The sequence below is a fragment of the Mycobacterium sp. WUMAC-067 genome (genome assembly GCF_020217485.1).
In the GTDB taxonomy this organism is placed as follows: Bacteria; Actinomycetota; Actinomycetes; order Mycobacteriales; family Mycobacteriaceae; genus Mycobacterium.
The window spans coordinates 1-476 of sequence record NZ_JAEKMI010000194.1; the positions used below are offsets into that span (position 1 = coordinate 1).

Here is a 476-nt window from a genome sequence, read left to right on the forward strand (position 1 = left end):
ACCTAACCTCGTCGACATTTAGGACTTGTTGGGGCAGAAGTGTGTCCGCCTCGCACATAGCTCTCCAGCTGTCTGACCGCAGACGAAAACCCAAGCGGCTCTGGGACTTGCCATTGCCACAGCGTAGGATCGGGAGACGGCCACTCCGTTTGGCGAAGTATGTCGAACCCAAGGATCTCTGCGCGAATCTGGTCTGGTTCCCTATGACGGTGACGAACGGGGTACCTCAGTCCCAGTTGTAATGCGGGGGGATCGTTCACGTAACGCGCGTAACGGCAGTCACCCGACCGCGGATGAATGCATTGATCTACTCTGTTGTTGCACACCAAACACAGCAGGCCCCTCACTGCCCCTGTGAAGTGATCATGATCGACGACGCGGCCGACGGACACACCACAGCTTGAGCAAGCGCCGCCAAGAGCGTTCAGCAAGCGGCAGAAGCGAGCTCTCCGATCCGGGTACCTCACGCTCGGGAT

General features: G+C 58.6%; 1 protein-coding gene. It reads right to left on the bottom strand.

All coding sequences use genetic code 11. The features are described from left to right. Positions 1-2 precede the first annotated feature (2 nt). On the bottom strand, positions 3-467 hold the full coding sequence (locus tag JF781_RS28820) for an endonuclease domain-containing protein (protein ID WP_225330691.1): 465 nt from the start codon (positions 465-467) through the stop codon (positions 3-5). Positions 468-476: the final 9 nt, after the last annotated feature.